24 protein-coding genes are annotated in these 25,976 nt (G+C 64.3%); 11 read left to right on the top strand and 13 right to left on the bottom strand.

Translation table 11 applies throughout. The features are described 5' to 3' along the window. Window positions 1-148: 148 nt before the first annotated feature. On the bottom strand, window positions 149-1,084 hold the full coding sequence (gene epsC / locus AC05QJ_RS02355; protein WP_476745400.1) for a serine O-acetyltransferase EpsC: 936 nt from the start codon (window positions 1,082-1,084) through the stop codon (window positions 149-151). 197 nt (window positions 1,085-1,281) lie between these two features. Here epsC and AC05QJ_RS02350 point away from each other — a divergent pair, with 197 nt between their 5' ends. The 10 genes from AC05QJ_RS02350 (at window position 1,282) to AC05QJ_RS02305 (ending at window position 11,293) form a co-directional block, all read left to right on the top strand. Continuing rightward, the gene (locus AC05QJ_RS02350) at window positions 1,282-2,280 is read left to right on the top strand and encodes a D-cysteine desulfhydrase (protein ID WP_476745399.1); all 999 of its coding nucleotides are present in this window, start codon (window positions 1,282-1,284) and stop codon (window positions 2,278-2,280) included. Window positions 2,281-2,404: 124 nt separating this feature from the next. Further along, window positions 2,405-3,199, top strand: a complete 795-nt coding sequence (tcyJ, locus tag AC05QJ_RS02345) for a cystine ABC transporter substrate-binding protein (RefSeq protein ID WP_476747852.1) — start codon at window positions 2,405-2,407, stop codon at window positions 3,197-3,199. Then, window positions 3,196-3,870 carry a cystine ABC transporter permease gene (gene tcyL, locus AC05QJ_RS02340; RefSeq protein WP_476745398.1) on the top strand — a complete coding sequence of 225 codons (675 nt, stop codon included), beginning with the start codon at window positions 3,196-3,198 and terminating at the stop codon, window positions 3,868-3,870. The genes tcyJ and tcyL overlap by 4 nt, the downstream gene beginning before the upstream one ends. Continuing rightward, complete coding sequence (gene tcyN, locus AC05QJ_RS02335) at window positions 3,867-4,616, top strand: L-cystine ABC transporter ATP-binding protein TcyN (RefSeq protein ID WP_476745397.1); 750 nt, start codon at window positions 3,867-3,869, stop codon at window positions 4,614-4,616. Before tcyL ends, tcyN begins: the two co-directional genes overlap by 4 nt. A gap of 247 nt (window positions 4,617-4,863) precedes the next feature. Further along, window positions 4,864-6,105, top strand: a complete 1,242-nt coding sequence (locus AC05QJ_RS02330) for an SfnB family sulfur acquisition oxidoreductase (protein ID WP_476745396.1) — start codon at window positions 4,864-4,866, stop codon at window positions 6,103-6,105. 20 nt (window positions 6,106-6,125) lie between these two features. After that, a complete protein-coding gene (locus AC05QJ_RS02325) occupies window positions 6,126-7,331 on the top strand; it encodes an SfnB family sulfur acquisition oxidoreductase (RefSeq protein WP_476745395.1) in 1,206 nt (401 codons plus the stop codon). Then, window positions 7,331-8,731, top strand: a complete 1,401-nt coding sequence (locus AC05QJ_RS02320; protein WP_476745394.1) for an LLM class flavin-dependent oxidoreductase — start codon at window positions 7,331-7,333, stop codon at window positions 8,729-8,731. The genes AC05QJ_RS02325 and AC05QJ_RS02320 overlap by 1 nt, the downstream gene beginning before the upstream one ends. Beyond that, window positions 8,724-9,530 carry a MetQ/NlpA family ABC transporter substrate-binding protein gene (locus AC05QJ_RS02315; protein ID WP_476745393.1) on the top strand — a complete coding sequence of 269 codons (807 nt, stop codon included), beginning with the start codon at window positions 8,724-8,726 and terminating at the stop codon, window positions 9,528-9,530. The genes AC05QJ_RS02320 and AC05QJ_RS02315 overlap by 8 nt, the downstream gene beginning before the upstream one ends. A 1-nt stretch (window position 9,531) precedes the next feature. Beyond that, the gene (locus tag AC05QJ_RS02310) at window positions 9,532-10,659 is read left to right on the top strand and encodes a methionine ABC transporter ATP-binding protein (RefSeq protein WP_476745392.1); all 1,128 of its coding nucleotides are present in this window, start codon (window positions 9,532-9,534) and stop codon (window positions 10,657-10,659) included. Beyond that, a complete protein-coding gene (locus AC05QJ_RS02305) occupies window positions 10,649-11,293 on the top strand; it encodes a methionine ABC transporter permease (protein WP_476745391.1) in 645 nt (214 codons plus the stop codon). The genes AC05QJ_RS02310 and AC05QJ_RS02305 overlap by 11 nt, the downstream gene beginning before the upstream one ends. A gap of 12 nt (window positions 11,294-11,305) precedes the next feature. Here the strand turns inward: AC05QJ_RS02305 and AC05QJ_RS02300 are convergent, their stop codons facing one another. The 5 genes from AC05QJ_RS02300 to AC05QJ_RS02280 all read right to left on the bottom strand — a co-directional run bounded on the left by AC05QJ_RS02300 (window position 11,306) and on the right by AC05QJ_RS02280 (window position 18,622). Continuing rightward, window positions 11,306-11,761 (bottom strand): REP-associated tyrosine transposase, encoded by a 456-nt coding sequence (locus tag AC05QJ_RS02300; RefSeq protein WP_476745390.1) that lies wholly within the window; start codon window positions 11,759-11,761, stop codon window positions 11,306-11,308. Between the two features lie 353 nt (window positions 11,762-12,114). Further along, window positions 12,115-13,080 (bottom strand): IS110 family RNA-guided transposase, encoded by a 966-nt coding sequence (locus AC05QJ_RS02295; RefSeq protein WP_476745389.1) that lies wholly within the window; start codon window positions 13,078-13,080, stop codon window positions 12,115-12,117. Window positions 13,081-13,428: 348 nt separating this feature from the next. Further along, window positions 13,429-16,476: an efflux RND transporter permease subunit gene (locus AC05QJ_RS02290; protein ID WP_476745388.1), complete on the bottom strand. Its 3,048-nt coding sequence runs from the start codon at window positions 16,474-16,476 to the stop codon at window positions 13,429-13,431. Beyond that, entirely contained in the window at window positions 16,473-17,540 is a 1,068-nt protein-coding gene (locus AC05QJ_RS02285; protein WP_476745387.1) for an efflux RND transporter periplasmic adaptor subunit, read from the bottom strand. Before AC05QJ_RS02285 ends, AC05QJ_RS02290 begins: the two co-directional genes overlap by 4 nt. Continuing rightward, window positions 17,537-18,622: an efflux RND transporter periplasmic adaptor subunit gene (locus AC05QJ_RS02280; RefSeq protein ID WP_476745386.1), complete on the bottom strand. Its 1,086-nt coding sequence runs from the start codon at window positions 18,620-18,622 to the stop codon at window positions 17,537-17,539. Before AC05QJ_RS02280 ends, AC05QJ_RS02285 begins: the two co-directional genes overlap by 4 nt. 168 nt (window positions 18,623-18,790) lie before the next feature. Between AC05QJ_RS02280 and AC05QJ_RS02275 the strand changes: the two genes are divergently transcribed. Beyond that, entirely contained in the window at window positions 18,791-19,954 is a 1,164-nt protein-coding gene (locus tag AC05QJ_RS02275) for an AAA family ATPase (protein WP_476745385.1), read from the top strand. Window positions 19,955-20,134: 180 nt separating this feature from the next. On the opposite strand, the gene AC05QJ_RS02270 is transcribed toward AC05QJ_RS02275, so the two are convergent. The 7 genes from AC05QJ_RS02270 to AC05QJ_RS02240 form a co-directional block, all read right to left on the bottom strand. Further along, window positions 20,135-21,013: a transporter substrate-binding domain-containing protein gene (locus AC05QJ_RS02270; protein WP_476745384.1), complete on the bottom strand. Its 879-nt coding sequence runs from the start codon at window positions 21,011-21,013 to the stop codon at window positions 20,135-20,137. Beyond that, complete coding sequence (locus AC05QJ_RS02265) at window positions 21,010-21,783, bottom strand: amino acid ABC transporter ATP-binding protein (protein ID WP_476745383.1); 774 nt, start codon at window positions 21,781-21,783, stop codon at window positions 21,010-21,012. Before AC05QJ_RS02265 ends, AC05QJ_RS02270 begins: the two co-directional genes overlap by 4 nt. Beyond that, window positions 21,780-22,439 carry an amino acid ABC transporter permease gene (locus AC05QJ_RS02260; protein WP_476745382.1) on the bottom strand — a complete coding sequence of 220 codons (660 nt, stop codon included), beginning with the start codon at window positions 22,437-22,439 and terminating at the stop codon, window positions 21,780-21,782. The genes AC05QJ_RS02265 and AC05QJ_RS02260 overlap by 4 nt, the downstream gene beginning before the upstream one ends. Beyond that, window positions 22,420-23,085 carry an amino acid ABC transporter permease gene (locus AC05QJ_RS02255; protein WP_476745381.1) on the bottom strand — a complete coding sequence of 222 codons (666 nt, stop codon included), beginning with the start codon at window positions 23,083-23,085 and terminating at the stop codon, window positions 22,420-22,422. Before AC05QJ_RS02255 ends, AC05QJ_RS02260 begins: the two co-directional genes overlap by 20 nt. 242 nt (window positions 23,086-23,327) lie before the next feature. Then, entirely contained in the window at window positions 23,328-24,113 is a 786-nt protein-coding gene (locus AC05QJ_RS02250) for a MetQ/NlpA family ABC transporter substrate-binding protein (protein ID WP_476745380.1), read from the bottom strand. A gap of 175 nt (window positions 24,114-24,288) precedes the next feature. Continuing rightward, a complete protein-coding gene (locus tag AC05QJ_RS02245) occupies window positions 24,289-25,230 on the bottom strand; it encodes a sigma 54-interacting transcriptional regulator (RefSeq protein WP_476745379.1) in 942 nt (313 codons plus the stop codon). Between the two features lie 69 nt (window positions 25,231-25,299). Then, window positions 25,300-25,881 (bottom strand): alpha/beta hydrolase, encoded by a 582-nt coding sequence (locus tag AC05QJ_RS02240; RefSeq protein WP_260600730.1) that lies wholly within the window; start codon window positions 25,879-25,881, stop codon window positions 25,300-25,302. Window positions 25,882-25,976: the final 95 nt, after the last annotated feature.

Raw genomic sequence — 25,976 nt, 5'->3', positions numbered from 1 at the left:
GGCAAATCCTCCTGATGAACACCGGCAGTTCACCAGCGTTTAATTTGAACAAGCGTTCAAGTTAAACATGGATACGAATTTGAAGCGACCGATAGCCGACCGTTAGCGTTGGTTTTTTGGGACCGCAGCGCGGCCCCAAAACGTCGCCTTACTTCTGCGCCCCGTCTGCATGCTGCAACAGATTGGCCTGGGTCAGGTTGCTGCCTTCCGGCACGCTGCGGGTCAGCCAGACGTTACCGCCGATGGTCGAGCCCTTGCCGATGGTGATGCGCCCCAGGATGGTGGCGCCGGCGTAGATCACCACGTCGTCCTCGACGATCGGGTGACGCGGATGGCCCTTCTGCAGCTTGCCGCACTCATCCTCTGGGAAGCGCTTGGCGCCCAGGGTCACGGCCTGGTAGATGCGCACCCGCTCGCCGATGATCGCGGTCTCGCCGATCACCACACCGGTCCCGTGGTCGATGAAGAAGCTCGGGCCGATCTGCGCGCCCGGATGGATATCGATGCCGGTCGCCGAGTGCGCCAGCTCCGAGCTAATCCGGGCCAGCAACGGCAGCCCGGCGCGGTACAGGTGGTGCGCCAGGCGGTGGTGGATGATCGCCAGCACGCCCGGATAGCACAGCAGCACTTCGTCGACGCTACGCGCCGCGGGGTCGCCGTGGAAGGCGGCGAGAACGTCGGTGTCGAGCAGCACGCGCATGGCCGGCAAGGCGGCGGCGAACTCCTGGATCAGGCGCAGGGCGGTGGCGTCGACATTGGCGTCATCGACCTGACCGTGCCGTGCGGCGTAACGCAGCTCAAGGCGCGCCTGGGCCAGCAACGAGGTCAGCGCCGCGTCGAGGGTGTGGCCGACGTAGAAGTCTTCGCTTTCCTCGCGCAGGTCCACCGGCCCCAGGCGCATGGGGAACAGCGCACCACACAACTGTTCGAGGATCTGTCGCACCGCCTCGCGCGACGGCAGTTCGCGCCCGCCCTGCTCGCCGCTGCTGCGGCCGTTGCGGGTGCGCCACTCATCACGGGCCGAACGAAGCTGGCCGACGATGGACTGAAGTTGCCAATACCCGGATTGCGCGTTGTCGCTCACGGTTGTTTCTCCTGCTCGGCGGCATGGGACTGAAAGGGAAGGCCGCTCTCCTGAGGTACCACTCTACGGCAAAGGCCGGGGGTGGAAAAAATAACGCTTTATGCCGGTTGGCTATATGCAAGGCATAAGCAGGCGGGCCGGTTGCTCCCACTGAAATGCCTGCCTATGCTCGAATTTTCCTACAGCCGACTTCCGCCATGATCGAACGACAGCTAGCCCGCTTCAATCGCCAGGAACTGCTCGCCGCCCCCACCCCGCTGGAAAAGCTCCAGCGCCTCTCCGACTGGGCCGGACGCGAGATCTGGTGCAAGCGCGACGACCTTACCCCGCTGGCCCTCGGCGGCAACAAGTTGCGCAAGCTGGAATACCTCGCCGCCGATGCCTTGGCCAAGGGCGCCGACACGCTGATCACTGCCGGCGCGATCCAGTCCAACCATGTACGCCAGACCGCCGCCCTCGCCGCCCGCCTAGGCCTGGGCTGCGTGGCCCTGCTGGAAAACCCCATCGGTACCGACGCCACCGCCTATCTGGAAAACGGCAACCGCCTGCTGTTGGAACTGTTCGACGCCAAGGTCGAGCTTGTGGATAACCTCGACAACGCCGACGACCTGCTCCAGGCCCTCGCCGTCCGCCTGCACGCCAGCGGCCGCAAGCCCTACCTCGTGCCCATCGGCGGCTCCAACGCCCTCGGCGCCCTCGGCTACGTGCGCGCCGGCCTTGAGCTGGCCGAGCAGATCGAACAGAGCGGCGAGACCTTCGCCGGCGTAGTGCTGGCCTCCGGCAGCGCTGGCACCCACGCCGGCCTGGCCTTGGCCCTGGCCGAGCGGCTACCGCACCTGCCGGTGATCGGCGTTACCGTCTCGCGCAGCGAAGAGGCCCAGCAACCCAAGGTCCAGGCCCTGGCCGAACGTACCGCCGAGTTGTTGCAGGTGCGCCTGCCGGATGCCTTCAAGGTACAGCTGTGGGACGAGTACTACGCGCCACGCTACGGCGAAGCCAATGCCGGCGGCCTGGCGGCCATCCGTCTGTTCGCCAGCCACGAAGGCATCCTGCTCGACCCGGTCTACACCGGGAAGGCCGCCGCAGGCCTGCTGGACGGCATCGCCCGGCAGCGTTTCGACGACGGTCCGCTGATTTTTCTGCACACCGGCGGGGCGCCGGCATTATTCGCCTACCCTGATGTCTGTAAACGCTGAGAGAGGCGTAGGTTTATAGGCTCAAACGATATAGGAAAATGCTTTTTTATTATTTTTTGAGCCTATGAAGCGCGCCCTATAGTCACCACCACTTTCACAACAAGACTGGGGACAGGGCATGACGATTTCCGTTTTCACCAAACGCATTCTGGGCATCGGCGCCGGCATCCTGCTGGGCGCCAGCGTCCTCAGCCAGGCCATTGCCGGCGAGCAGTTGCAGACCATCAAGGACAAGGGCGTGATCAACGTCGGCCTGGAAGGCACCTACCCGCCGTTCAGCTTCGTCGACGAGAACGGCAAGCTCACCGGCTTCGAGGTGGAATTGTCCGAAGCCCTGGCCAAGGAGCTGGGGGTCAAGGCCAAGGTGCAGCCGACCAAGTGGGACGGCATCCTCGCCGCTCTGGAGTCCAAGCGCCTGGACGTGGTCATCAACCAGGTGACCATCTCCGACGAGCGCAAGAAGAAATACGACTTTTCCAAGCCCTACACCGTTTCCGGCATCCAGGCGCTGATCCTGAAGAAAAAGGCGGCCGAGCTGAACATCAATGCTGCCGCCGACCTCGCCGGCAAGAAGGTTGGCGTGGGCCTGGGCACCAACTACGAGCAGTGGGTCAAGCAAGATGTCCCCAAGGCCGACGTGCGCACCTACGAGGATGACCCGAGCAAGTTCGCCGACCTGCGCAACGGCCGCATCGACGCGATCCTGATCGACCGCCTGGCCGCCCTCGAATACGCCCAGAAAGCCAAGGACACCGAGCTGGCCGGCGCCGCCTTCTCGCGCCTGGAGTCGGGCATCGCCCTGCGCAAGGGCGAGCCGGAGCTGCTCGACGCCATCAACCAGGCACTGGACAAACTGCGGGCTGACGGGACGCTGGCCAGGCTGTCGAACAAATACTTCGGTGCCGATGTCACCCAATGATCGCTGAAAGCCTGCAACTGGTTGCCGACTCCACGCCCTTCCTGCTCAAGGGCGCTGGCTACACCGTGCTGCTCAGCGTCGGCGGCATGTTCTTCGGCCTGGTGCTGGGCTTTGCCCTGGCATTGATGCGCCTGTCGAAGAACCGTCTGCTGGACTGGCCGGCGCGGGTCTACGTGTCGTTCTTCCGCGGCACGCCGCTGCTGGTGCAGTTGTTCGTGATCTATTTCGGCCTGCCGCAGATCGGTATCGAACTCGATCCGATCCCGGCTTCGCTGATCGGCCTGTCGCTGAACATGGCCGCGTACATCTGCGAAATCCTGCGCGGTGCGATCTCGTCGATCGACCGCGGCCAGTGGGAAGCGGCAGCCAGCATCGGCATGAGCCGCACCCAGGCGATGCGCCGGGCGATCCTCCCGCAGGCATTGCGCACCGCCCTGCCGCCGCTGGGCAACAGCTTCATTTCGCTGGTCAAGGACACCGCCCTGGCCGCCACCATCCAGGTGCCGGAACTGTTCCGCCAGGCGCAACTGATCACCGCACGCACCTTCGAAGTGTTCACCATGTACCTCGCGGTGGCGGTCATCTACTGGATTCTCTGCAGCGTGCTCGCGCACTTCCAGCAGCGCATGGAAACGCGGGTCAACCGGCATGACGAGGAGCCACGACGATGATCCGGGTACAACGGCTGAACAAGCAGTACAACGGCCAGTCCGTGCTCAAGGACATCGACCTCAGCGTCGAGCCCGGCGAAGTCATCGCCATCATCGGTCCCAGCGGCTCGGGCAAGACCACCTTCCTGCGCTGCCTCAACCTGCTGGAAACCCCGGACAGCGGCGTGATCCAGGTCGGCGATATCAAGATCGACGCCAGCAACCCTATCAGCCAGCAGGCCGGTCTGATCCGCCGGCTGCGCCAGCAGGTCGGTTTCGTGTTCCAGAACTTCAACCTGTTCCCCCACCGCACCGCGCTGGAAAACGTCATCGAAGGCCCGGTGGTGGTGAAGAAGACGCCCAAAGACAAGGCCGAAGCCCTGGGCCGCGCCTTGCTCGCCAAGGTCGGCCTGGCGGGCAAGGAGGATGCCTACCCGCGCCGCCTCTCCGGCGGCCAGCAACAGCGCGTGGCCATTGCCCGGGCGTTGGCAATGGAGCCTGAAGTGATCCTGTTCGACGAACCCACCTCGGCCCTCGACCCCGAGCTGGTGGGTGAAGTGCTGGCGACCATCCGTGGCCTGGCGCAGGAAAAGCGCACCATGATCATCGTTACCCACGAAATGAACTTCGCCCGCGACGTGGCCAACCGGGTGATCTTTTTCGACAAGGGCGCGATCGTCGAGCAAGGCGAAGCAAAAGCACTGTTCGCCAATCCGCAGCACGAGCGCACGCGGCAGTTTCTCGGCAAGATTCTCGGCTCGGCGTGAGCGGCCTCATCGCTGCGGTTCGGCGCGCCGACAAGCCAGCGATGAGCCCCTCAAGACCACCACAACGCCCCCATCAACAAAGTGTTGATCCCCTGTTGCAACAGCAACACCCCGTTTTCTATCCATATTCCCAATCGTTAGTTCAATAAATTTTTATAAACGATTACGGTATATGAACCGGACCACCGGACCCCACGCAATCGCTGTCGCCGCGCGCACGCGACGTTATCCACAGATGAGGTCAGGTATGTCCAGTCTTGCCACCACCACCCTCCAGAGCGACCTGGATCAAGCCCCGCTGTTGCTTCCGGCCAAAGTCCTGCGCAGCGACGCCGAGGCCCTGCAGGCCGCCCATGAACTGGCCGCTATCGCCCGCCCCCAGGCCGGCAAGCGCGACCAGCAGCGCAAGCTGCCCTGGGCCGAAGTCGAGCAGTTCACCCGCAGCGGCCTGGGCAGCATCAGCATTCCCCGTGAATTCGGCGGCCCGCAGGTTTCCTTCGCCACCATCGGCGAGGTGTTCCGCATCATCAGTGCGGCGGACCCTGCGCTGGGACAGATCCCGCAAAACCAGTTCGGCCTGCTGCAACTGCTGCGCGGCGCCGCCAACGACCGGCAGAAAGAAGTGCTGTTCGGCTCGGTGATCGACGGCTGGCGGATCGGCAACGCCGGCCCCGAGCGCGGCACCAAAAACACCCTCGAATTGAAAGCCCGCATCACGCGCCAGGGCGATGGCTATGTCATCACCGGCCAGAAGTTCTATTCCACCGGCGCGCTGTTCGCCCACTGGGTGGCGGTCAAGGCCATCAACGACGAAGGCCGCCCGGTGCTGGCGTTCGTCCGCCGTGGCAGCCCTGGGCTGCGCATCGTCGATGACTGGTCCGGCTTCGGCCAGCGCACCACCGCCAGCGGCACCGTGCTGCTCAACGACGTGCCGGTAGAGGCCGAACTGGTCGTGGAAAGCTGGCGCCTGGGCGATGTGCCGAATATCCAGGGTTCGGTCTCGCAACTGATCCAGGCCGCCATCGACGCCGGCATCGCCGAGGCGGCGATAGAAGACGCCATCGCCTTCGTCCGCGACAAGGCCCGGCCGTGGGTCGATGCCGGCGTCGAGCGCGCCGGCGATGATCCCTACGTGATCGCCGACATCGGTCGCCTGAAACTCGAACTGCACGCCGCCCAGGCCCTGCTGGCCAAGGCCGCTCGGGTGCTGGACGAGGTGAGCGCCGCGCCCGTCGATGCTGCCTCCGCCGCCCGCGCCTCCATCGCCGTGGCCGAGGCCAAGGTGCTGACCACCGAAATCTCCCTGCTGGCCAGCGAGAAGCTGCTGGAGCTGTCCGGCAGCCGCGCCACCCTCGCCGAGTTCAACCTCGACCGGCACTGGCGCAATGCCCGGGTGCACACCCTGCATGACCCGGTGCGCTGGAAGTACCACGCCATCGGCGCCTTCCACCTCAACGGAACCCTGCCCGCCCGGCACTCCTGGATTTGACCAGACCACTGGAGCCCCTCATGAGCCTTCATTCGCACACCCGTGACAACGTGGCGGTCATCGCCGACGACGCCCAGGCCCTGGAGATCGCCGAGCGCATCGCCGGCCAACTGCAACAGGACAGCGCCCTGCGCGACCGCGAACGCCGCCTGCCACACCCGGAACTCGACCTGTTCACCCGTTCCGGCCTGTGGGGCATCAGCGTGCCGAAAGCCTTCGGCGGCGCTGGCGTATCCAACGTCACCCTGGCCAGGGTCATCGCCCGCATCGCCCAGGCCGATTCGTCGCTGGGGCAGATTCCGCAGAACCATTTCTACGCCCTCGAAGTGCTGCGGGTGAACGGTACACCCGAGCAACAACAACGCCTGTACGCCGAAGTGCTGGCCGGCAAACGCTTCGGCAACGCCCTGGCCGAACTGGGCACCAAGACCGCCAACGACCGCACCACGGCGCTGACCCGTGACGGCGCCGGCTACCGCATCAACGGCCGCAAGTTCTACGCCACCGGGGCGATCTACGCCCAGCGCATTCCCACCTCGGTGGTGGATGAACACGGCGTACAGCAACTGGCCTTCGTCCCGGCCGACAGCGCCGGCCTCAGCGTGATCGACGACTGGAGCGGCTTCGGCCAGCGCACCACCGGCAGCGGCTCGGTGGTGTTCGACAACGTCCGGGTCGAGGCCACCGACGTGGTGCCGTTCCAGAGCGCCTTCGAGCGCCCGACCCCGGTCGGCCCGCTGGCGCAGATCCTCCATGCCGCCATCGACACCGGCATCGCCCGCGCCGCCTATGAAGATGCCCTGCACTTCGTGCGCACCCGCACCCGGCCGTGGATCGACGCCACCAGCGACAAGGCCACCGAAGACCCGCTGAGCCTCAAGACCTTCGGCCATCTGTCGGTGCGCCTGCACGCCACCGAAGCCCTGCTGGAGCGCGCCGGCGAATACCTCGACCGCGCCCAGGCCGAGACCAACGCCGAAACCGTGGCCGCCGCCTCCATCGCCGTGGCCGAAGCCCGTGCCATCAGCACCGAAATCTCGCTGGCCGCCGGCAGCACCCTGTTCGAACTGGCCGGCAGCCAGGCCACGCTGGCCGAGCACGGCCTCGACCGCCACTGGCGCAACGCCCGCACCCACACCCTGCACGACCCGGTGCGCTGGAAGTACCACGCCATCGGCAACTACTACCTGAACGACCGTAATCCTCCGCTGCGGGGGACGATCTGATGGCGAAGAAGAAGATCCTGCTCAACGCCTTCAACATGAACTGCGTCGGGCATATCAACCACGGCCTGTGGACCCATCCACGGGACACCTCCAGCCAGTACAAGACCCTCGACTACTGGACCGACCTTGCGAAACTGCTGGAACGCGGCCTGTTCGACGGCCTGTTCCTGGCCGATATCGTCGGCGTCTACGACGTCTACCAGCAGTCGGTGGAGGTGCCGCTGAAAGAGTCGATCCAGTTGCCGGTCAATGATCCGCTGCTGCTGGTCTCGGCCATGGCCGCCGTGACCCGCAACCTTGGCTTCGGCCTCACCGCCAACCTCACCTACGAGCCGCCGTACCTGTTCGCCCGCCGTCTTTCCACCCTCGACCACCTGAGCCGTGGCCGGGTTGGCTGGAACATCGTTACCGGCTATCTGGACAGCGCCGCCAAGGCCATGGGCCTGGACGCACAGCCCGAGCACGACCGTCGCTATGACCAGGCCGACGAGTACCTGGAAGTGCTCTACAAGCTGCTCGAAGGCAGCTGGGAAGACGACGCCGTGGTCAACGACCGCGAGCAGCGCGTCTACGCCCGGCCAGACAAGGTGCACAAGGTTCGCCACCACGGCGAGTTCTACAAGGTCGAGGGCTACCACCTCAGCGAGCCGTCGCCGCAACGCACCCCGGTGCTGTTCCAGGCCGGCGCGTCGGAGCGCGGCCTCACCTTCGCCGGCCAGCATGCCGAGTGCGTGTTCATCAGCGGCCAGACCAAGGCCGCGACCCGCGCCCAGGTCGACAAGGTGCGTGCCGCCGCCGTTGCCGCCGGGCGTGCCCCCGAGGCGATCAAGGTGTTCATGGGCATCACCGTGATTGTCGCGCCGACCGAAGAGCAGGCCCGCGCCAAACACGCCGAGTACCTGCGCCATGCCAGCGCCGAAGCCGGCGTCGCGCATTTCTCCAGCTCCACCGGCATCGACTTTTCCGCCTATGAGCTGGACGAGCCGATCCAGTACGTGAAGAGCAACGCGATCCAGTCGGCCACCAAGCACCTGCAGAACAACGACTGGACCCGCCGTCGCCTGCTCGACCAGCACGCCCTCGGCGGGCGCTACATCACCCTGATCGGTGCGCCAGGACAGGTCGCCGACGAGCTGGAAAGCTGGATCGCCGAGACCGGCCTGGACGGCTTCAACCTGGCCCGCACCGTGACCCCGGAAAGCTACGAAGACTTCATCGACCTGGTCATCCCCGAGCTGCAACGCCGCGGCTCGTACAAGACCGCCTACGACAACGGTCCCCTGCGCCAGAAGCTGTTCCCGCAGGGCGATGCCCACCTGCCCGCCGACCATCCCGGCGCCGGCTACCGCCAGAACAACACCAACACCGCCCATACGAACGGAGCGCTCCAGCATGCTTAAGACCCTACTCGGCCGCCCCGTCGCGGCACTCGCCCTGAGCCTCGGCCTGATCGGCGCCAGCCACGCCGCCGAAGCACCGCTCAAGGTTGGCACCACCGCCGCCTTCGCCATCCCGCTGGAAGCGGCGGTGGGCGAGGCGAAGAAGCAGGGCCTGAACGTCGAGCTGATCGAGTTCAGCGACTGGATCGCGCCCAACGTTAGCCTCGCCGCCGGCGATATCGACGTGAACTACTTCCAGCACATCCCGTTCCTGGAAAACGCCAAGGCCGCCGCCGGCTTTGACCTGGTGCCGTACGCGCCGGGCATCATCAACAACGTCGGCCTGTATTCGAAGAAGTACAAAAGCTTCGCCGAACTGCCGCAAGGCGCCACCGTGGCCATCGCCAACGACCCGATCAACGGCGGGCGTGGCTTGCAACTGCTGGCCAAGGCCGGCCTGATCACCCTCAAGCCGGGCGTCGGCTACAAGGCCACCGAGGACGACATCGTCGGCAACCCGAAGAAGATCAAGATCCTCCAGGTCGAAGCCGTGCAACTGGTGCGCGCCTATGAAGACGCCGACCTGGTCCAGGGCTACCCGCACTACATCCGCCTGGCCAACACCTTCGATGCCGGCTCCGCCCTGCTGTTCGACGGTATCGACCACAAGGAATACGTGATCCAGTTCGTCATCAAGCCGCAGAACAAGGACGACCCGCGGCTGGCGAAATTCATCGACATCTACCAGCATTCGCCGGTGGTCCGTGCCGCCCTCGACAAGGCCCACGGCAAGCTCTACCAGCCGGGTTGGGAGAGCTGAGATGAGTGCCGCCAACGCCCGCGTGGCGCTGGAGGCGACAGGCCTGCCGGAACGCCGGCAGGCCCCGCACCGCGCACTGCATCCCGAGCTGAACAGCGCCCATGTGCGCTTCGTCGGCCTGCACAAGACCTACACGGGGCAAAGCGCCCCGGCCCTGGCCGACATCGACCTGAACATCCAGCACGGCGAGATCTTCGGCATCATCGGCCGCAGCGGCGCCGGCAAGTCGTCGCTGATCCGCACCATCAACCGCCTCGAACAACCCAGCGGCGGTCGTGTGCTGATCGACCAGGTGGACATCGCCGACTACGACGAAGACAAGCTGGTGGACCTGCGCCGGCGCATCGGCATGATCTTCCAGCACTTCAACCTGATGTCGGCCAAGACCGTGTGGCAGAACGTCGAACTGCCGCTGAAAGTGGCCGGCGTGCCCAAGGCCGAGCGCCAGCGCAAGGTCACCGAACTGCTGGAGCTGGTGGGGCTGCAGGAGAAGCATCACGTCTATCCGGCGCAGTTGTCCGGCGGGCAGAAACAGCGCGTCGGCATTGCCCGGGCGCTGGTGCACGACCCGGCCATCCTGCTCTGCGACGAGGCCACCTCGGCGCTGGACCCGGAGACCACCGAATCCATCCTCGGCCTGCTGCGCGACATCAACCGCCGGCTTGGCCTGACCATCGTCCTCATCACCCACGAAATGGCGGTGATCCGCGATATCTGCCACCGCGTGGTGGTGCTGGAGCGCGGTCGCGTGGTCGAGCAGGGCGAGGTGTGGCAGGTGTTCGGCAATCCGCAGCACGAGGTCAGCAAGACCCTGCTGGCGCCGCTGCAACCGGCCTTGCCGCCGTCGTTGCTGGCACGCCTGCTGCCCACCGCGCCGGATACGCGGGCGGCGCTGGTATTGCGCTTGCGGGTCAGCGGCGAAGACCGCGAAGCACCGGACCTGTCGGCACTGTTCAGCGCCCTTGGCGGGCGGGTCAGCCTGCTGCAGGGCGGCATCGAGCCCATCCAGGACCGCGCCCTGGGCCAACTGGTGATCTCGGTAGCGGACTCGCCGCACAGCCATGCCCGCATCCTCGAACAGGCCCGGGCATGGGCCGCCCAGGTGGAGGTACTTGGCTATGTGGTTTGATCGTTTGTTGCAGGGCGTGATCGACACCCTGCTGATGGTTGGCGTGTCGTCGTTGATCGCCTTGCTGGCGGGGATTCCGCTGGCGGTGATTCTGGTCACCAGCGGCAAGGGCGGGATCTTCGAAGCGCCCACTGTGAACCGGGTGCTGGGCGCCTTCGTCAACCTGTTCCGCTCGATTCCGTTCCTGATCCTGATGGTCGCGCTGATCCCCTTCACCCGGCTGATCGTCGGCACCACCTATGGCGTGTGGGCGGCGGTAGTGCCGTTGACCATTGCCGCCACGCCGTTCTTTGCGCGGATTGCCGAAGTCAGCCTGCGGGAAGTCGATCATGGCCTGATCGAAGCGGCGCAGGCCATGGGTTGCCGGCGCTGGCACATCGTCTGGCATGTGCTGTTGCCCGAGGCGCTGCCGGGGATCGTCGGTGGTTTCACCATCACCCTGGTGACCATGATCAACTCCTCGGCCATGGCCGGCGCCATTGGCGCGGGCGGATTGGGGGACATTGCCTATCGGTATGGTTACCAGCGTTTCGACACCCAGATCATGCTGACTGTGATCGTCATGCTGGTAGTGCTGGTGGCGTTGATCCAGGTGAGCGGGGACCGGTTGGCGAAGCGGTTGAACAAGCGCTGAAAAAGCTTTGCTTCAAAGCCAGACAGCGTCCCAGTGCGGATAGTCCCTCACTCTCCTCACCAGCCCGGCTCGTAGCGGATTGGCAATGATGTAGCGGGCCACGGCACAGACGTCTTCCTCTTGCCGCAAGGCCCGGTCATGGAACCCCGGCTGCCACAGGCGGCCGCGGGTTTCGAGCAGCCGATTGATACCCAGTGCGCTGCGCGCTTTGAAACGGCGCATCAGATCAGCCAGGGTTGCGTCCTGCAGCTCTGCCAACCAGTGAACATGATCAGGCATTACTACCCAGGCCAGTGAGTTGGCTGTGCCCTCCGCCTGTGCCAGACGGAATTGCTCAACCACGAGACGAGCCGGCCGCAAATTCTGAAACACGGCTTTGCGTCCATCCGTTACACATGTGAGCAGATACAGCCGCCCGCGCTCGGAGAAACGGCCAGTACGCAAACGCTCGGCGGCTGGATAGGGCATGAGGTCTTCCTTGAATGGATGAGCGTTCAAGGTAGTCAGGCACGCGGAGTTTCGCGGGCTGAGGATGGTGCAGGATGTGTCTGGCAGATCCGGGACTCAGGCTTTACGACGGCTGCGCCGCCGATCGCGGATAAATCCGCTCCTACTGGCAACTCATCCAGGATTGGGCGAGCGGCGACCATGAAGCCTGAGCGCCCAGTGGGAGATTCTATGGCCGGACGCAATTTTTTTGCCGATGGCCTTTTCTGCCCTCCCCATTCTCTACAGACGTGAGCTATCGCACCTGTGAGGAAGCTCCCAGGTGTAAGGCTGTTTCAGAGGTTTAATCGCTGTGAGCTGCGCAGCAGCTCCAGTCAGCCGGCTGGTTTTGCACCTCCGGTATAGACTTGCGGTTTCCAGTCCGTTTGGCTCTTCATCAAGGCATATGCCAGTCGTGCCAGCTTCCGTGAGAGGATTACCAGCGCCTGAGTGGTCTTCTTGCCTCGCTCCAGATGGTGCGCGTAGAACTGCTTCCAGGCCTGGGTTCGACTGCCGCTCATCGCCGCGTTATGCAGTAGCCTACGAACCTCCGAGTCCCCGCGCTTGCTCAACCTTCCTCGGCCAACCCACTTGCCTGACTGAGCCGTTATCACGTCCATTCCCAAGTACGCGACAAACGCATCGCTGTTGGCGAACTCACCACGCATGAACGACATCACCAAACCAGCCGCGGTGAGAAAACCAACGCCTGGCAATTGGCAAAGACAACGTAATTGATCCTTGAGTCCAGCTTCTTTGATGGCCTCGCGCAAACACATTTCGAACAATCGCTCAAGCCGTTTGAACGTCTTTTCCAGGATCTCGAGTTCTTCCTCAAACAACTTTTCTCCCGACAAGCTCATTCGCATCATGCCGCGCATTTCCACGATCTTGGCGCGGCGTCGCAGCAGCATCTGGAGCTCGCGGTGACCGGGCGGTGCTGGCACCCATACCTTCAGTGACGCACGTTCCCTGTTCAGAAAGCGGGCGAGTAAGGTGGCGTCATTTGCGTCAGTCTTTGCTCGCACACCGAGGCTGTCACGGTACCGACTCAGCCTAAGACCATCGACCACATAAACGCTCAAGCCCGCACTATGAGCCTGCTCGGCAAGTTCCATGTGATAGGAACTGGTTGCCTCGATGGCCAGGGCTGACCCTTTGGGCACTGTCTTGAGCCAGGTCTTGATCGATTTCGGAGTGTTGGGGATGGCGAAAGGCTTGGTGTCTGGACTACTTTGAATCACCAATTCGTCTTTGGCGACATCCACACCGGCTTCGAAGGGCATTGCGGGCATTGCCATAGGTAACTGCTCTCTGTAGCGTGACACGACTTGAAGGGCACACCCTGGCGCAGGCTTGCATCTATCGTCGTTTGCAAACGAGGCATTCCTTATCGGCGCTTGGGGTGTTTGAAAGGAGGAGGGGTGATTTCTCCCACGGTCTGTACTGCTGCGAACAGTCAGAAGCGGATTGCGTCCCTCCTCCTCCCTTCAAGTCTTACCATACAAGCGGATTTATCCGCGATTGGGCGCGAAGCGGCCATGAAACCTGAGCCCGCGATACATCTGGCAGATCCGGGACTCAGGCTTTACGACGGCTACGCCGCCGCTCGCGGACGAATCTCCTACAGGCCAAAGAGCTGCAAAGTGTCAGGCTTTTTCCGGCTCCCGGATCTTGTACCAGGCCACATACAACGCCGGCAGAAACAGCAGCGTCAGCAAGGTCGCAACGATGATGCCGCCAATCATCGCGTAGGCCATCGGCCCCCAGAACACTTCCCGCGCAATCGGAATCATCCCCAGACTTGCCGCCGCCGCTGTCAGCAAGATCGGCCGACGCCGGTGGTTGGTGGCTTCGAGCACGGCATCCCAGGGCGCATAGCCCTGGGCCTCGTACTCGTCGATCTGGGTCACCAGAATGACCGAGTTGCGGATGATGATGCCGATCAGCGCCAATATCCCGAGGATTGCCACGAAGCCCATCGGCGTGCCCGTCGGCACCAGGGCGATGACCACGCCGATCAACCCCAGCGGCGCCACGCTCGCCACCAGGAACAGCTTCTGCACGCTGTGCAACTGGATCATCAGGAAGGTCGCCATGAGGAACAGCATCAGCGGAATCACGCTGGCAATCGGCCCCTGGGCCTTACCGCTCTCTTCCACCGTGCCGCCCGTAGCCACTTCGTAGCCCGTGGGCAGCTTGCTGGCGAACTCGTCGATCTTCGGTTTGAGCTGCTTCACCAGGTCGGTAGGCTGGATCTCGTCACGCACCGAGGCCTTGATGGTGATGGTCGGCTTGCGATCACGACGCCACACCAGCGGTTGCTCCAGCTCGTAACGCACGGTGGCGAAGGCCAGCAGCGGGATGGAAGTGCCGTTGGGGGTGACGATCTGCAGGTCCTGCAGGGTCTGCGGCGACCCACGCTCGCTGTCTTCGGCACGGGCGATGACGTCGATCAGGTAGATGTTGTCGTGCACCTCGGTCACCGTCGCGCCACTGACGATGCTGTTCATGATGTTGGCCACATCCTCCGACGACAGCCCAAGCTGCCGCGCCTTGTCCTGGGCGATGTCGATGCGCAGCACTTTGCCCGGCTCGTTCCAGTCGTAGATCATGTCGCCGATATGCGGGTTGCTGTCGAGCAGCGTCGCCAGTTCGATGGCGTGCTTGCGCACAAGGTCGATGTCTTTGCCGCTGACCCGATACTGGATCGGTCGCCCCACCGGCGGGCCCATTTCCAGGCCCTGGACGTTGCTGCCGATACCGACGAAGTCGTCCCGCAGGCGCTTCTGCAGCCGCGCCTTGAGCGCCTCGCGGGACTCGATGCCTTTGCTCACCACCACCAGCTGGGCGTAGTACGGATTCTGCAGTTGCTGGTCCAGCGGCAGGTAGAAGCGCACCGCACCCTGGCCGATGTAGGTGCTCCAGTGGACGATGTCGGGGTCGTCCTTGAACGTGGCTTCGAGGCGGTCCACCACCTTGCGGGTTTCCTCGATGGAGGCGTTCTGCGGCAGGTTGATGTCCACCAGCAGCTCGGGCCGGTCGGAGTTGGGGAAGAACTGGTTCTGCACGAAGCGGAAGCTGAAGATCGACAGCGCGAAGATCAGCACCGTACCGAGGATGGTCAGCCAGCGATGGCGCATGCACCACAGCAGCCCGCCGCTGAACGCCTTGCCAATGCGTCCGGGCTCTTCGTCATGCTTCTTCAGGTTGGTGCTGAGCAAGTGCACGCCCAGCACCGGTGCGAACAGCACGGCGACGATCCATGACACGATCAGCGCCACCGCGATCACCGCGAACAGGGTGAAGGTGTACTCCCCCGCCGAGCTCGCGTTGAGGCCGATGGGCACGAAGCCGGCAACGGTCACCAGCGTACCGGTGAGCATCGGGAAGGCCGTGGAGGTGTAGGCGAAGGTCGCCGCCTGCTCCTTGGTCTCACCCATTTCCAGGCGCGTGACCATCACCTCGACGGTGATCATCGCGTCATCCACCAGCAGGCCCAGCGCGATGATCAGCGCACCGAGGGAAATCCGCTGCATGGTGATGCCGCTGTATTCCATGAACACGAAGACCATCGCCAGCACCAGCGGAATCGAGCAGGCCACCACCAGCCCGGCGCGCAGGCCAAGGCTGACGAAGCTCACCAGCAACACGATCACCACCGCCTCGAACAGCGCGCTGGTGAAGCCGCCCACCGCCTCTTTCACCACCACCGCCTGGTCGGAAACGGTGTACACCCCGACCCCCAGCGGCAGCTCGCCGATGATGCTGTCCATTTTCTCGCGCAACAGTTGCCCGAATACCTGCATGTTGCCGCCGGCCTTCATGCCGATAGCAAGGCCAATAGCGGTCTGGCCGTTGTAGCGGAACTGCACGGTGGGCGGATCGGCATAGCCGCGCTGGATATCGGCGATGTCCGCCAGCCGATAGAAACGGTCGTCCAGCCGCAGGTTGACCTCGGCCAGGTCCTTCTCCGAAGCGAACTGCCCGCTGGTGCGCACCGAAATCCGCTCGGGGCCGGCCTCGATCACGCCGGCCGGGGTCACCGCGTTCTGCGCCTGCAGGGCCTGCACCACCTGGCGCTGATCGATGCCCAGGGCGGCCAGCTTGCGTACCGAGAAGTTCAGGTAGAGCACCTCGTCCTGGGTGCCGATCATTTCCACCTTGCCCAGGTTCGGCACCTCGCGGATCTCCGCGCGCACCTGCTCCACATAGTCGCGCAGCTCCCGCAGGCTCAGGCCGTCGGCGGTGAAGGCGTAGATCGAGCCGAACACATCGCCGAACTCGTCGTTGAAGCCGGGGCCCTGGATGCCCTGGGGAAACTCGCCGCGGATGTCCTGGATCTTCTTGCGCACCTGGTACCAGATCTGCGGAATATCAGCGGCCTTGGTGGTGTCGCGCAGGTTGACGTAGACGGTCGATTCGCCGGGACGGGTGTAGCTCTTCACGTAGTCCAGCGAGTCCAGCTCTTCGAGTTTCTTCTCGATGCGATCGGTGACCTGCAGCAGGGTTTCGTCCTGTGTCGCACCCGGCCAGCGGGTCTGGATGACCATGGTCTTGATGGTGAACGACGGGTCTTCCTCGCGCCCCAGGTTGAGGTAGGAGAACACCCCCATCAACAACGCGACGAACATCAGGTACCAGACGAAGGACTGGTGCCGCAGTGCCCATTCGGAGAGGTTGAAGCTTCCTTTCATCGGGACTCGTCCTCATCGACCATGACCTTCTGCCCCGGCTTGAGGCTGTTCACGCCGGCAGTTACCACCCGCTCGCCCGGCTGCACGCCGGAGGCCAGCAGGACCACGCCGGGCCGCCGCTCCAGCACCTTCACTTCGCGAGGGTTGACCACTTTCTGCTGGGTATCGACTATCCACACCCGCGCCTGCCCGTCCACCTCCTGCACCGCACTGGGCGGCAGTTCACTGCGCGGCGTCACCGCCGAACTGAGGGTGACGCTGATGGAACTGCCGAGGCGGAAGCCGTCGGGGGTGTCCTTGAGGGTCAGCCGGGCACGCCGGGTTCGGGTGCTGGCATCGGCCTGGGGCTCGATCTCCCGCAGGGTCGCGGTGGTCTGCACGCTGTTGTCCAGTTGTGCCATGACGCGGAATTCGACGCCCGTGGACAATGCATCGGCCAGATGGGTCGGCAGGTCGATCACCGCTTCTTTCACGTCCGGTCGGGCCAGGGTCACCACCGCCTGGCCGGCGGCGACCGTCTGCCCGGCCTCGGCCTTCCATTCGGTAACGACTGCGGCGTGGTCGGTGCGCAGCTCGCTGTAGCCGAGCTGGTCGCGAGCCTGTTGCAGCGCAGCCTTGGCTTGCGCAAGGGTGGCGCCGGTGGTTTTCAGGTCGGTCTGGGCGACGTCGAGCTGCGCCTGGGCACCGACACCACGGTCATACAGCTGCTGCTGGCGACGGGCATTGGCCTGGGCGTTGATCCACTGCGCCTCGACCCGCGCCAGATCGCCTTCGGCGGCGCGCACCTGATTCTGCTGGTCGGTGGGATCAAGACTCGCCAGCACATCGCCGGGCTTGACCGTGCTGCCCACGTCCACCGCGCGCCGGGCAATGCGCCCGCCGACGCGGAAGCCCAGGGTGCTTTCGTAGCGGGCCTGGATGGTCCCGGCGAAGCGGCCGAGATCGAGCTGATCGAGGGTCTGCACCTTCATCGACAGCACCGGGCGGATCGGCTCCGGCGGCTTTTCCTTCTCGCCACAGGCCACCAGCGACAGGCAGCCAAGCATCAGCAACAACGGTTTCATGGTGTCACCCCGGCGTTATCGGCGATTTCCACCAGCATGCCCGGATGCAGCAACTGACCGCCCAGCACCACCACCTGCTGGCCGCTTTCCAGGCCTTCGGTAATCACCACCTTGCCGGTGAGGTAGCGGCCCACCGTGACCTTTTGCAGCTGCGCCTTGTGCGCCGGGTCTACCAGCCACACGGCCGGATCGTGGACATCCTTGGTCAGCGCCGACCACGGCAGCTCAACACCCGGCTTGCCGCGCGGATTGCCGGTGGCGCTCACCGCCGAACCCAGTTCCATGCCCGCCGGCACCTCGTCGAGGGCGATCTTCACCTGCACCGTGCCGCTCTGGGCCGACACGGTCGGGGTGATCTCACGCACATGCCCCCTGGCCTGGATTTTCGGGTTATCCAGCAGGCTGACGACGATCGACTGCTCGCTGCCCGGCCCCAGCAACAACGACTCGTAGACATTGAACACCGCATCGCGCCCGCCATCGCGCGCCAGGCTGAAGATCGGCACCGTGGCCTGGACCACCTGGCCGACTTCGGCCTGGCGCTCGGTAATGACCCCGGCAGCATCCGCCACCAGCGCGGTGTAGCTCAGTTGCTCCCGGGCATTGGCCAGTTGCGCCTCGGCGGCCTTCAGCGCGCTGCGGCTGCTGCGCAGTGCGGCCTCGGCGGAATCGTATTCACTCTGGCTGGTGTAGCCCTTGGGCAGCAGTTTCTGCTGGCGCACGAAGGCGGCAGAGCTTTGTGTCACCCGCGCCTTGGCGGCAAGCACCTCGGCGCTCGCCGAATCGACATTGGTCTGCAGGTCTTTGGGGTCGAGACGCGCCAGCACCTGATTGGCCTTGACGTGATCGCCGACATCGACGCTGCGGGAAATGATCTTGCCCCCCACGCGGAACGACAGGTCGCTGTGGACCCGCGCCTGGACATCACCGGTCAGCGTCACCGCCGCGGCAAAATCCCCGGGTTGCACCGTCTGCACCGCCACTCTTGGCCGCAGCGGCTCGACTGCGGCTTGCTCGCCACACCCCGCCAGCGAGAGCGCCAGCCCCAGGCAGACAAGCGTATAAGAACACGACAGCTTCATGCGGGCTCCTTTGCATGTGCCGGTCCGAGATAGGGAATGCGACTGTTAGCGTAGATCAGGGGTTCCGTAACCGCTCACAGAACAACCGGAACGGCCCTACAAATCTGATAAACAAGGTCTTACGCCAAATAAGCGATACTTCCGGCTTTATCCGTGCAGGACGCCCCGATGCTCACCACCCTGGCCGTCGCCAACTACCGCTCGATCAATCGCCTGGTACTGCCACTTGGCCGGCTGAACCTGATTACCGGGCCCAACGGCAGCGGCAAGTCCAACCTGTACAAGGCGCTGCGCCTGCTGGCGGAAACCGCCCGTGGCGGGGTGGTCAACGCGCTGGCGGCGGAAGGCGGGCTGGAATCGACGTTCTGGGCGGGGCCCGAAAAGATCACCCGGCGCATGAGCCGCGGCGAAGTCGCAATCGAAGGCGGACCACGCTCGGGTGTGAAGCGGCTGCGCCTGGGATTCGCCGGCGAGGATTTCGGTTACGCCATCGGCCTCGGCCTGCCGGAACCGGACAACCGGACCAAGTTCTTCCTTGATCCGCAGATCAAGCGCGAATGCCTGTGGGCCGGCGACAGCTACCGCCCCGCCAGCCTGCTGGTGGACCGCAAGGGGCCGATGGTCAAGGCCCGCGACGGGCACCAGTGGGACGTCCTGGCACACCATGTCTCCAGCGCCGAGAGCCTGTTCGACCACGTCGGCAACCTGCGGACCTCGCCCGAAGTGCTGCACCTGCGTGAACAGATTCGTGGCTGGCGCTTCTACGACCACCTGCGTACCGACGTCGACGCCCCGGCGCGACGGCCGCAACTGGGCACGCGTACGCCGGTGCTGCATCACGATGGCCGCGATCTCGCGGCAGCGTTGCAGACCATCGTCGAAGTGGGCGATCCGCAGGCGCTGCACGACACCGTCGCCGATGCGTTCCCCGGCGCACGGCTGGCGATTGATGCGGTGCCGGGCGGGCTGTTTGCCGTGCAGTTTCATCAGGAAGGCTTGCTGCGGCCGCTGAGTGCGGCGGAGCTGTCGGACGGGACTTTGCGTTATCTGTTGCTGGTAGCCGCGCTGCTGACGCCCCGCCCGCCCACCATGATGGTGCTCAACGAACCGGAAACCAGCCTGCACCCCGACCTGATCCCGGCACTGGCGCGACTGATCATCCGTGCCTCACAGCAGTGCCAGGTGTGGGTGGTGTCCCATTCGCGGGGGCTGATGGAGGCGCTGGAAGGCGATGCGACCTGCAACTCCATCGTGCTCGAGAAAGAGCTGGGGCAAACCCGGGTGGTGGGTCAGGCCATGCTGGATGAACCGGTGTGGCATTGGCCGGAATAGATACTGAACCCAACGATGCCCCTGTAGGAGCGGCTTCAGCCGCGATCGGCGGCGCAGCCGTCGTAAAACCCGAATCCGCGATGTTTCTGGAATACCGGGAGTACAGGTTTTATGGCCGCTATGCGGCCAATCGCGGCTGAAGCCGCTCCTACAGGTTTTGTGTCAGGCAATCCCGAAAGATCAGCCCTGCCACTTGCCGCCTTCGACGATCACGCTTTCCGGCTTGGTGTCATCGCTCAGTTCCTTGCGCACGTACTGGTCATACAGCTTGTGCAGGAACTTCTCTTCGCCCAGGCGCGACAGCTCGGCGTTGACCCAGTCGCGCAGTTCGATATTGCCCTTCTTCACCGCCGGCGCGATCGGCGCTTCCTCGCCCAGCAGCTCCGGCAGCACGCGGTAGCCCGGGTTCTGCTTGGACCAGCTGAACAGGATCAGGTTGTCCTGCGCATAGGCATCGCCACGGCCATTGGCCAGGGCCTGCAGCGACTCGCTGTTTTTCTCGAACTTGAGCAGTTTCCAGTCCGGGTGGTTCTTGGTCAGCCAGATATCGGCGGTGGTGCCGGTGGTGACGATGGTGGTCTTGTCAGCCAGGTCGTCGAGCTTCTGCACCGAACTGCCGTCAGCCACCAGGGCCTGGACCGCGACACGCAGGTTGGGGTTGGTGAACTCCACCGCTTCCTTGCGTTCCGGGGTGACGGTCATGTTGGCCAGGATCAGGTCGACCTTGTCGCTCTGCAGGAACGGAATGCGGCTGGCTGGCTCCACGGCCACGAATTCGACCTTGTTTTCATCGCCCAGCAGCGACTTGGCGAAAGCCCGGCCGATATCAGTGTCGAAGCCGACGTAGCGGCCGCTTTCGTCGACAAAGCCGAACGGCGGTTTGTCGGTAAATACGCCGACGATGAGTTTGTCGCGGGCCTTGATGGTTTCCAGGTAGCTGGTGGCGGGCGCAGGCGTGGCGGCGGCAGGCTTGGCCGGTTCTTCAGCCTTGTTGCAGCCGGCCAGCAACGCCAGGCCGAACAGCGATAGCAGCAGTTTCGAAGTTTTGGCAGTTTTCATGTCAGTTCCTTTTGAGGTCTCTCTGGCAGGTTTTCGACGTAGGAGAATTTCTCCAGGAACTGCTGCGCGCGTGCGGTCCGCGGGTTCTCGAAGAAGCTTTCGGGGTGGCTCTGTTCAAGGATCCTGCCGGCGTCCATGAACACGATGCGGTCGGCCACCGCGCGGGCGAAGGCCATTTCGTGGGTAACGATAAGCAGGGTCATGCCGTCGCGGGCCAGGCCCTGGATCACCTGCAGCACTTCCTTGACCATTTCCGGGTCGAGGGCGGCGGTGACTTCGTCGAACAGCATCACCCGGGGGTTCATGCACAGCGAACGGACAATGGCGATGCGTTGCTGCTGGCCGCCGGAGAGCTGGCGCGGGAAGGCATCGCGCTTGTCCAGCAGGCCGACCCGGGCCAGCAGCGCCTCGGCCTGGGCCTGGGCCTCGGCGCGTTCGCGCTTCTGCACCTTGAGCGGGCCGAGCAGCAGGTTGTCGATCACGCTCATGTGGCCGAACAGGTGATAACTCTGGAACACCATGCCCACCTGCTGGCGGATCTGGCGCCAGTCGGTGGTCGGGTTCAGCAACTCGCGGCCGTCCAGGCGCAGGCTGCCGCTGTGGGCGCTTTCCAGGCCGTTGAGGCAGCGCAGCAGGGTGCTCTTGCCGCAGCCGCTGGGGCCGAGGATCACCACCACCTCGCCCGCCGCAACCGACAGGTCGACGTCTTTCAGTACCTGGTTGTCGCCGAAGAATTTGTTGAAGCCCTGAAACTCGATCAATGCGCTCATGCGTGTGTCCAGCGGCGCTCAAGGGCGCGGGAAGCGGCCGAGAGCGGATAGCAGATAAAGAAGAAAAACAGGAACAGCGCGCCGTAGATCAGCACCGATTCGTAGGTGCGCTCGATGATCTGCTGGCCGACCTTGATCACATCCACCACCCCGATCAGCACCGCCAGCGAGCTGGTCTTGATGATCCGCGTATAGATGTTGATGGTCGGCGGCGTCATGCGCTTGAGCGCCTGGGGCAGCAGCACATGGCCGTACAACTGCCAGCCCGACAGACCGATGGACAGCCCCGCCTCGCGTTGCCCGCGCGGCAGCGACTGCAGCGCACCGCGCACCACCTCGCCCACCTCGCTGGCGCCCCACAGCCCCAGCACCAGCACCGCGCACCAGAAGCTCGGCAGGCTGATGCCGAGGAAGATCGGCAGTCCGAAGAACAGCAGGTACAGCCAGACCAGCACCGGGATGGCGCGGAACAGCTCCAGGTAGATGCGCAGCGCCAGGTTCACGCTGCGTTTGCCGAGGGTGGCCAGCACGCCATAGAGCACACCGCCCAAGGTCGCGAAGACGATGCCCAGGGCCGAGATCGACAGGGTTTGCGCGGCGCCCTTGCCCAGTTGCGGCAAGGACACCAGCAACAGCTCAAGACCCGAACTGGCCATGTTGCAGCCTCCGTTCCAGGCGGCTGAGCAGCAGCGACAGGGGCAGGAACAGCAAGACGCAGATCAGCGTCATCACCGCGAGCATTTCGTAGGTCTTGTAGTACAGGGCGATGTAGCTCTTGGTGGTGTAGAGAATCTCCGGCACCGCCACCGCCGAAACGATGGTGGTTTCCTTGAGCAGGAAGATGAAATTGGCGAACAGCGCCGGCAGGCTGAGGATCCCGGCCTGGGGCAGGATCACATGGCGCAGCAACTGGCCGTCGGACAGGCCGATCGAGCGCCCGGACTCCACTTGCGCCACCGGCACCGCCTCGACACCGGCGCGCAGCACCTCGGTGAGGTAGGCGCCGCCGAGGAAGGTCATGGTGATGATCGCGGCGGCGAAGCCGGAAATCTTCACGCCAAGGGACGGCAGGGCAAAGTAGACGAAAAACAGCTGGATCAGCAGCGGCGTGTTGCGTGCCAGCTCGACGTAGAGCGACACCAGGCTGTGCAGCACAGGCGTGCGGTAGAGCAGGATCGCGGCGTTGATCACGGCGACCACCAGCGAGGTGGCGATGGCGATCAGACCAACCTGCAGCGTGACGCCGACGGCTTTGGCGAACGCGGGGAGCGTGCTGAGGATGAAGGGAATATCGAAGGTCATGCGCGGTGTCTTTCCCGAACCGGCCCGAGGGTAGACGGGCGGATGCTGACAAGAGTGCGAGGCGGGTAAGCCTCATTGGGGAAAGACTCTAAAGGTATAAAAATGAAAATTTAAATACCGTTATTGCATATTGATAGCACCGAAAGCTGAGGCGTCAGAGCGCCAAAAGCATCGCTGCAGTGCGGCGGTCCGACAAGCTGGCTTGTCGGACCGCCGCACCGCAGCGATAGGGCCATCAGGAATCAGAACGCCGGCAGTACCGCGCCGCTGTATTTCTTCTCGATGAAGGTCTTCACCTCAGGCGAAGTCAGGGCCTTGGCCAGTTTCTGGATGGCGTCGCTGTCCTTGTTGTCCGGACGGGCCACCAGGAAGTTCACGTAAGGCGAGTCGCTGCCTTCGATCACCAGCGCGTCTTTGGCCGGGTTCAGACCCGCTTCCAGGGCGTAGTTGGTGTTGATCATGTCCAGGTCGACCTGGTCCAGCACACGCGGCAGCATGGCCGATTCCAGCTCGCGGAATTTCAGCTTCTTCGGGTTCTCGGCGATGTCTTTCGGGGTCGCCAGGGCGTTCTTCGGATCCTTCAGGGTGATCAGGCCAGCCTTCTGCAGCAGCAGGAGCGCACGACCGCTGTTGCTACCCTCGTTCGGGATCGCCACGGTGGCGCCTTCCTTCAGCTCGGCCAGGGTCTTGACCTTCTTCGAGTAGCCACCGAACGGCTCGACGTGAACGCCGATCACGGTTTCCAGGTGGGTGCCTTTGCCTTCGTTGAAGTTCTTCAGGTACGGCAGGGTCTGGAAGTAGTTGGCGTCCAGACGCTTCTGATCGACCTGCACGTTCGGCTGCACGTAGTCGGTGAAGACCTTGATCTCCAGATCCACGCCTTCTTTGGCCAGGGTCGGCTTGATCAGCTCGAGGATCTCGGCGTGGGGAACCGGGGTTGCGGCCACCACCAGTTTCTCGGCAGCGTGGGCGAAACCGGCAACCGACAGCGCAGCAGCCAGGGCGGTCATCAACAGCGTCTTTTTCATGTGCAGTCCTTATTGGATATCCGCGCCTCGTGGGCTCGGTCAGTGTTGGTTGGCCGGACCCGTGTTGCCCGGCGTGACGCGGACAATACCGAGATTTTTTATTCCGCAACAATATCTTTTTCTTGGCTGCTTATGCCTTTTTGCGATCAGCCATTAATGCAGCACGCGCAACGCTCTAGCTCGCGGCTTGCGTGAGGCGCAACAAGGTCTTCTCCAGCAGGCTTTGCAGGGCGCGACGTTCCAGGGCGTCACCCTGGGCGCTGATTCGATCCAGCCGCTCGGCCAGCGCCGTGAGTGGCGTGGGCAGGTTCAGATGCTCCGGCAGGATCTCGTCACCGCTCCCCAGCAGCAGGGCAAAGTGAATGACGTTCTCCAGCTCGCGGGTGTTGCCCGGCCAGTCGTGCAGTTCCAGCACCCGCTGCGCCGCCTCGCTGAGCAGAGGTACCGGCAGGTTGAGCCGCGGGCTGTAGATGCCGATGAAATACTCGGCCAGTGGCAGGATGTCGCCGACCCGCTCGCGCAGCGCCGGCAGCTCCAGCTGGCCTTCATGCAGGTAGTCGTACAGACGCTGATGGAAGCGACCCGCCGCCACGGCCTGGGCCAGGTCGATGCTGGTGGCGGCCACCAGTCGCACATCCACCGGATGCGCCTGCTGCGCGCCGACGCGGGTCACTTCGCGGGTTTCCAGGGCCGCCAGCAGCTTGACCTGGATGGCCAGCGGCAAGTCGGCGATTTCATCGAGGTAGAGGGTGCCGCCGTTGGCCGAACCGAACCAGCCGGCGCGGCTGCTGGCGGTGCCGCTATGGGCACCGGCGGCGTAGCCGAACAGTTCGGCATCGGCGTAAGTCGGGCTGATCGCCCCGCAGTTGACCGAAACGAACAGGCCGCCGCGGTCACTGGCGCGGTGGATCTGCCGGGCCAGCAATTCCTTGCCGGTACCGGTTTCGCCGCGAATCAGCACCGGCAGCGCCAGCGGCGCCAGCACCTCCAGTTCCTTGCGCAACTGGCGCGAGCGCGGGTCAACGAACACCAGCGCCTTGGCGCGGATGCTCAGCGGGCTTTTGTCGATTTCGGGGAAGGTCAGCAGCGGCTGGCCGAAAGTGTCTTGTGCGGTCATGGCAAAACTCCCGCCCGGGCGCTCCTGGCCCGGGCGTTACGCAGGAAAAGGAAAAAAGAGGCGGTGGAATCAGGCGCGACGCAAGGCGCCTTGTTCCAGACGGCTTTGCAGGCGGTACAGGTAGGCGAAACCCTGTTCCCAGCGACGGTGGCCGGACTTGACGTTGATATGCCCGGCGCCGCCGAGCACGCCGGCTTCGGCGCCCCAGGCGCGGGCCAGTTGCATGGCCCGTGGCGCGCTGACGGCCGGGTCGTTGTCGGAGGTGACCACCTGGCTCGGGAACGGCAAGGCGCGCATGGGAATCGGCGCGAAATTGCGCAGCGCCGGCGAGCAGGCCGGACGCTCGACATCCGCCGGCGCCACCAGCAGCGCTCCGCGTACCCGCCGCAGCAGCGCGGGATTGGCCTGCGCGGCCCAATGGGCCACCGTGATGCAACCGAGGCTGTGGGCAATCAGGATCACCGGCGCCTCATCGGCGGCGATGGCCTGTTCCAGCGCGGCGACCCAGTCCTGGCGCTGCGGCGTCAGCCAATCGGCCTGCTCGACGCGGGCACTGTTGGGCAGCGTGCTGTGCCAGTGGCTTTGCCAGTGGTCCTCTGGCGAGCCCTGCCAGCCCGGCACAATCAGGTAACGGATCGACTCGTTGCGCATGGGGAATTGCCTCCTGCTGCGGTTGCGTGCATGCCGGCAAGTATTAGCGCTGGGGTTATATCCGTAAAGGAATAAGAAGCTATTTATTAATAACC

The sequence above is a fragment of the Pseudomonas sp. TUM25319 genome, from assembly GCF_056388475.1.
This window is presented reverse-complemented; position numbering and strand designations above follow the sequence as displayed.